Genomic DNA, 6,670 nt, shown 5'->3' with positions numbered 1-6,670 from the left:
GTTGATGATCACTCATCAACCTTATGGTCAAAAGTTAAATCTTGGCGTCATTTAAAAGGTTTCCCTTTTTGCGCTTGGCTTTTGTTCAGTTTTAAAAGAACGATCACGCCGTTTTTTAACGACAGCTTAATTATTATACCAGATACAAAAATCGTTGTCAACAATTTTCTTGCTTCTAATTCGTTGTTTCTCAACAGCGACTTAAATAATATAGCATCTATTGAGCTTCATGTCAATGTTTTATTTCATTTAACACGTTTGTCGTCATTTATGCGACGCAAATAATATTACCATTTATAAAAATGACTGTCAATATCTTTTTATATTCTTTTTCTCATGACTAAATATATCCTATTAATTATGATTTATTATATATTCGAACCAAGAAAAACCGATATCGGCTATTTATAAGCCTATTAGCCGCATTGACCCTATACCCACTTGATCCCTTTTGAAGAGCGTTACTTTCTATTAAGGATATCTTTTGGTTAAAGAAGGGGTTGGGACACCTTATCAGAGTATAAACACGATGCAAAAGACTGAGATACTCTCACTAAACTTACATCGACATTTGGGCGTTCGCGTTTATTTTATTCTAAATAAAAAGAGGAGAGGCCGAACGCATTCACAAATTCGATGGCATGCGTTCGGCCTTTTGATTGAGTCATGAAGCACTCCGTCAAAATCCTTCTCTTTCCACGGGAACAGCCTCAGGTAAGAGGGTGATCTCTTTTAATTTTGTCTCACCCTCCTCTCCTAATACAACATTTATTCTCTATTTTTCATTTGCGGGAACAAGAGAACATCTCTAATAGATGGTGAATTGGTTAAAAGCATAACGAGGCGATCGATACCGATCCCTAGGCCACCAGTAGGAGGCATGCCATATTCCAAGGCCTCTAAGAAGTCCTCATCCATTAAATGCGCTTCATCGTTACCTTGAGCTCTTTCCTTTAATTGACCCTCAAAGCGTTCTCTTTGGTCAATAGGATCGTTTAATTCACTGAAGGCATTCGCATGCTCTCTGCCAACGATAAATAGTTCGAATCGATCCGTAAAACGGGGATCTTCTGTGTTTTTCTTTGCTAAAGGCGAGATAGCGACTGGATGACCATAAACAAACGTTGGTTGAATTAATGTTTCTTCTACCTTTTGTTCAAAAAATTCATTCACAACATGTCCATAGGTCATTTGATCAGTGATAGAAATATCATGCTTGCGAGCTAAGTCACGCGCTTCTTCGTCTGTCATCTGTTGCCAAAAATCCACACCCGTTGCTTCTTTTACGAGATCAACCATGTGGGCTCTTTTCCATTTGGGTTCAAGGTTTACTTCAACATCCCCATAGAGCACGGTGGTTTTTCCATAGATCCTTTTGGCGATATCGGCAATTAAATTCTCGGTAAGCGTCATAATATCCTGGAAATCTGCATACGCTTCATAGAGCTCAAGCATAGTGAACTCTGGATTGTGCCGAGTTGAAACACCCTCATTCCGGAACACCCGACCAATCTCATAAACCTTTTCTAGCCCACCAACAATGAGCCGCTTTAAATGAAGCTCAATTGCAATACGCATATAAAGTGGAATATCTAAAGCATTATGATGTGTAACAAACGGACGAGCAGCTGCTCCCCCAGGGATACTATGCATCATTGGCGTTTCCACTTCAAGGTAACCATGTTGATCTAGGTACTCCCGAATATAACGAAGGATTTTACTTCTCGTTATAAAGGTTTCCTTAGCTTCTTCATTCGTAATTAAGTCTAAATAACGCTGGCGGTAGCGTTGCTCAATATCCTTTAAGCCATGAAATTTATCAGGAAGCGGTCGAAGCGCCTTTGTTAATAGGGAGAAGTCTTGAACCTTAACAGAAAGCTCACCAACTTTCGTTTTGAACACAACGCCTTTTACCCCAACGATATCCCCAATATCAATACTTTGAAAAATAGCATATTGCTCATCTCCAACCGCATCCTTACGCACATAAATCTGAATGCGCCCGGTTAAATCTTGAATGTGAGCAAATCCTGCTTTCCCTTTTCCGCGTTTGGTCATAATCCGACCCGCAAGGATAACGGGAATTTCCTTTTCCTCTAACTCTTCTTTTGATAGCTCAGCGTATTCTTCATTCATTTTTTTAGCGGTCGATGTTCTTTCAAATCGGCCACCAAAAGGATTAATATCATTATCATATAAATTTTTTAGTTTTTCGCGACGGGCAAGGAGCAAATCATTCATTTCTACTTCCTGGCTCATATTGGTCATCTCCCTAGTATTCATTTTTGACATCCGATATAACTGTGTGATATTAACACCAAAAGCTTAATGCAACAAAGGCACTTCACATCACTAATAGAAATCTACTTAATCAAAAAGTACACGGCATCTCTCTTCTATGTAGGTCTATTGTATGGCTCTTCCTCAGACAAAGCAGAATAAAGCCAGACACTCCACTAGTAGTCAACTGCCGTTCTTATAGATAGTATGAAAAGACTGCTAGCTTTCACCAGCAGTCGACGTCTAGGTCGAATTATAGATAATGACAGCGTATATGTCAAACTATCAATAACGTTTCAAAGGCGAACTGTGTTTATAACTTCAATCATTAAACTTAATAAGCTCGTCAACAGTTATACCTAAAACCTGAGCAACTTGTTCGATAACCGTCTCATTGGGAAGGCGGTTTCCTCGCTCTATTTCACCTAAAATGGAAAGAGAGATGCCTAAGGATTCAGCAAGCTGCGCTTGTGTGTAGCCCTTTAACTTTCGAAAAGCCCGTATTCTCCTGCCCCATTCTTCCGCTTCCATAAACGCACTCCTTTTATTTCTTGAAACTCATTTAACAGATCCTTTACCCTCTGTTGTTTTCCCGGCACGATGATATCTGCATCCAATTCATGCAGCGGAACGAGGACGAATAACCGTTTTTCTATTTCTCGGTGTGGAATGACAAGTGATGCTGTGTCCATTTGAATGTCACCATAAAAAAGAATGTCAATATCAATCGTCCTCGGTCCCCAGTGAATGGTTCGTTCACGATTTAAACCCACTTCAACAGATTGAGTGTATTCTAATAATGCTTCAGGGACTAAGGTGGTCTCAATTTCAACGACCATATTTAAAAACTGTTCTTGCTCAACCGGTCCATAAGGATCTGTTTCATAGATGGAGGAGACATTTAAAATATTAATATCAGGGTGATCCTCAAGTGAATGGATGGCTTGTAATAAATACCCTTCACGATTCCCTATATTTGACCCCAATGCAAGGATACTCTTCACCATATTTAACGACCCCTCGTTAGTTCAATCGCCACAGAATCATAATGACCTGGAATAGGAGGGTCGGGTTTAATTACTTTCACTAGACATTCTTGCACCCGAGGAAAGGTTTTAAGCAATTGATCAGCAATTTCCTCTGCCACAGCTTCCACTAATTTTTTCGGCGGTCCTTCTATAATGCGCTTGGTTAAATTGTAAACATCCGCATAATTAATGGTTTTCTCTAAGTCGTCAGTCCTCCCAGCAGGGCGAAGATCAAGCTTTAAAATGATATCTGCATTAAAGCGTTGACCCAGTTTGTTTTCTTCTGAATAAACACCATGATAGCCATAGAAGGACATGCCATTAAGATAAATTTTGTCCATAGATACCTCTCTTACCTCCTGACCATTGCATCCATCATTTTCACCATTCTAGCAATCGGTTTGACATCATGAACACGCACCATTTGGCAACCCTTGGCAATCCCTAAACATACTGTGGCACCTGTCCCTTCCAGTCTATCCTGCACATCAAGACCGAGCGTTTCCCCTATAAATCTTTTCCGGGAGGTGGCTAATAGCATGGGATAACCGAGCTCATGCAGGCTTTCCAGATGTTGCATCACCTCAAGATTATGATCATGAGTTTTGGCAAAGCCAATTCCGGGGTCAATCCAAATCTGCTGATCGGTGACACCGGCAGCCTTGGCCATCTGAATGCTTTCAATCAAGTCACACTTCATATCCTCAAGTAAATCCGTATAATTCAAGTCATGCCGATTATGCATGAGAATAATAGGGACACGGTAAGCAGCAGCAACCTTGGCCATATCAGGATCGGCTTTAGCTCCCCAGACATCATTAATAACATCTGCACCTGCTTCAATGGCCTGCTTAGCTGTTTCCGCTTTATACGTATCAATGGATATGGGAATATCACTGACCTGGCGAATACCCTGAATAACCGGAAGCACACGCGCAAGCTCTATATCTACCGGAACAGGTGTATGACCCGGTCTTGTAGATTCTCCACCAATATCGATGATATCCGCACCTGCAGCACACATGTCCAAAGCATGCTCAACTGCTTTTTCAACATGATTATAGGCGCCTCCATCCGAAAATGAGTCTGGAGTAACATTAAGGATACCCATAATCAATGTTCTATCTCCAACTTTTATTTCCCGACTTCTTAATGGTAAAACTGTCGTCGGATGAACATGAACAGGCATGGACATTGCACCACCTTCTATTTTCTCTATCATAACAAAATTTCTAAGCCCGTGGGGAGGTTCCTATCACTTAATCGGTTAAGGATTGGTAGAGTTCTTTGAGCTCATCTTCCGAAAACTTATAGGTTTCATTGCAAAAGTGGCAGGTTGCCTCCGCCCCCTTATCTTCAGTGATCATTTTCTCAATCTCTTCTTTACCAAGCATGACAATTGCATTAGAAATAGCTTCCCTCGAACAGCGACATTGAAACTTAACATCTCCCTCATCAAGAAATTTAACATCGCTTTCGCCAAAAATAGCAATAAGCATCTCTTCAGGAGATAGACCTTGATCAATCATTTGTGATACAGTAGAAATTTCTGATAGACGTTTTTCAACCTTTGTGATGACCTCGTCTGAAACACCAGGCAACAGCTGAATTAAAAAGCCACCGGCTGCTTTTATTGAATTGTCAGGGTTAACCAAAACCCCCACACCTACAGCGGAAGGTACTTGTTCTGAATGCGCTAGATAATACGTAAAATCATCGCCAATTTCACCTGACACCAAAGGGACACGCCCTGTAAAATTTTCCTTCAAACCGAGGTCTTTAATAACGCTAAGATAGCCCTCTGTCCCAACAGCTCGGGCTACATCCAGTTTGCCCCATTTATTGAGATCAAAATGCACATGGGGATTGCTTAAATACCCCCTCGTCTCACCCTTAGCGTTAGCATCCACGATGATGGCACCGATCGGTCCTCCGCCCTCAATAGTGACCGTCATCTTATCTTCACCCTTAAGCTGAGCAGCAAGCATCGTCGTCGCTGTCATTGTGCGACCTAAAGCGGCAGAAGCTGTCGGCCAAACATTGTGCCGCCTCTGTGCTTCCCCAACCATATTTGTCGTACGAATCGCTTGCACGCGAATATTTCCATCATAAGCAAGCGCCTTTACAAGATAGTCCTTCATTCTGATGACTCTCCTTCAGAAACGTTTTTTTGATAAATGAGATAGAGTCCTTTTAAGGTTAAAAAAGGATCGAGATGGTCGAAAATATCTGTCTCCTTTGCTATAAACGACGCAAGGCCTCCGGTAGCGATCACTGTCGGCTGTTGCGTAGCAACGGCTTTCATGCGGTTAACAATCCCCTCAACCAGTCCAACATAACCATAAACAATGCCAGATTGCATAGCACCCACTGTGCTTGTCCCTACTACATGTTCAGGCGCTGTCAGTTCAATCCTCGGTAGCTTAGAGGCCTGTTTATATAATGCTTCTGTTGAAATGTTTACTCCCGGCGCAATGGCTCCACCCTTATAATACTCATTTTCATCAATATAGCAAAAAGTTGTCGCTGTCCCGAAATCAACTACAATTAATGGCGCTTTATATAACGCAGTTGCCGCTACGGCATTAACAATCCGATCGGCACCAATCTCTTGTGGATTATTGTATTTTAATTTTAAACCGGTGTTAATCTGAGGCGTAACCACAAGTGGTCGTTTGTGGAAATATTTTTCACATAACCTTTCTAAAGAAAACATAATTGAAGGAACGACTGAAGAAATACTGACTCCTTCAATATCCGAAAAACGCAATCCAACATCATTGAATAAATTTTTAATAATCATGGCATATTCATCTTCTGTTTTGTTGGCATTGGTTTCTAAGCGCCAATGGTGCTGCAAACGCTCTGATTTATAGACACCTAACACAATGTTAGTATTACCGACGTCACAAACAAAAATCATTTTATCACCGACCGTTCTATACATTTCAAACGTTTTTATCTTACCATAAAGCATGACATTCAATCATTATAATGCTCAGATGTTAATAAAGCAAAAAGCAATGGGTGCAGCCTTGTCACCATAAGAAAAACCGGGCGAAGAGCATGACCGGTCCTTTTTAAAACACGGAATAAGATTTTAATCCCAAAAGGCAGCGTCAGCAACCCAGTTGATCGGAATGGAAGGCGCTCTAGCTCCTTTGGGAACAGGGCCAGCGTTACTTCACGAATACACTTCGAGTTGTTCTGAGAAAGCTGACTTCGAAGCCATACTTGTAGACGCAGGAACAGGGGTTTTTATTCATAAATACTTGGAATACCATTCATCCATTCCAAAATGAGCTGAGGCCACTCAGGACGATCGGCTAAAAACGTCACGTCCTGTGACAACGCCGACCCTA

The 6,670-nt window shown here is 41.3% G+C and carries 8 protein-coding genes; 1 reads left to right on the top strand and 7 read right to left on the bottom strand.

Annotation, left to right across the window (positions count from 1 at the left end):
• A partial coding sequence (locus IEW82_RS20115; protein ID WP_229672755.1) for a hypothetical protein occupies positions 1-285 on the top strand: 285 nt, incomplete at its 5' end.
• 483 nt (positions 286-768) lie between these two features.
• On the opposite strand, the gene lysS is transcribed toward IEW82_RS20115, so the two are convergent.
• The 7 genes from lysS to IEW82_RS17850 all read right to left on the bottom strand — a co-directional run bounded on the left by lysS (position 769) and on the right by IEW82_RS17850 (position 6,231).
• Positions 769-2,259: a lysine--tRNA ligase gene (gene lysS, locus IEW82_RS17880; RefSeq protein WP_188698079.1), complete on the bottom strand. Its 1,491-nt coding sequence runs from the start codon at positions 2,257-2,259 to the stop codon at positions 769-771.
• Positions 2,260-2,601: 342 nt separating this feature from the next.
• Positions 2,602-2,811, bottom strand: coding sequence for a helix-turn-helix domain-containing protein (locus tag IEW82_RS17875; protein ID WP_188698072.1), 210 nt, complete (start codon positions 2,809-2,811; stop codon positions 2,602-2,604).
• Positions 2,763-3,287: a 2-amino-4-hydroxy-6-hydroxymethyldihydropteridine diphosphokinase gene (gene folK, locus IEW82_RS17870; protein WP_188698069.1), complete on the bottom strand. Its 525-nt coding sequence runs from the start codon at positions 3,285-3,287 to the stop codon at positions 2,763-2,765. The genes IEW82_RS17875 and folK overlap by 49 nt, the downstream gene beginning before the upstream one ends.
• A gap of 2 nt (positions 3,288-3,289) precedes the next feature.
• Positions 3,290-3,649 (bottom strand): dihydroneopterin aldolase, encoded by a 360-nt coding sequence (folB, locus tag IEW82_RS17865; RefSeq protein ID WP_188698066.1) that lies wholly within the window; start codon positions 3,647-3,649, stop codon positions 3,290-3,292.
• Between the two features lie 11 nt (positions 3,650-3,660).
• Positions 3,661-4,497, bottom strand: coding sequence for a dihydropteroate synthase (gene folP / locus IEW82_RS17860; RefSeq protein ID WP_188698092.1), 837 nt, complete (start codon positions 4,495-4,497; stop codon positions 3,661-3,663).
• A gap of 70 nt (positions 4,498-4,567) precedes the next feature.
• A complete protein-coding gene (gene hslO / locus IEW82_RS17855; protein ID WP_188698064.1) occupies positions 4,568-5,449 on the bottom strand; it encodes an Hsp33 family molecular chaperone HslO in 882 nt (293 codons plus the stop codon).
• On the bottom strand, positions 5,446-6,231 hold the full coding sequence (locus tag IEW82_RS17850; RefSeq protein ID WP_188698090.1) for a type III pantothenate kinase: 786 nt from the start codon (positions 6,229-6,231) through the stop codon (positions 5,446-5,448). Before IEW82_RS17850 ends, hslO begins: the two co-directional genes overlap by 4 nt.
• Between the last annotated feature and the right edge of the window lie 439 nt (positions 6,232-6,670).

The organism is Pullulanibacillus camelliae, from assembly GCF_014642655.1.
Lineage (GTDB): Bacteria > Bacillota > Bacilli > Bacillales > Sporolactobacillaceae > Pullulanibacillus > Pullulanibacillus camelliae.
This window is presented reverse-complemented; position numbering and strand designations above follow the sequence as displayed.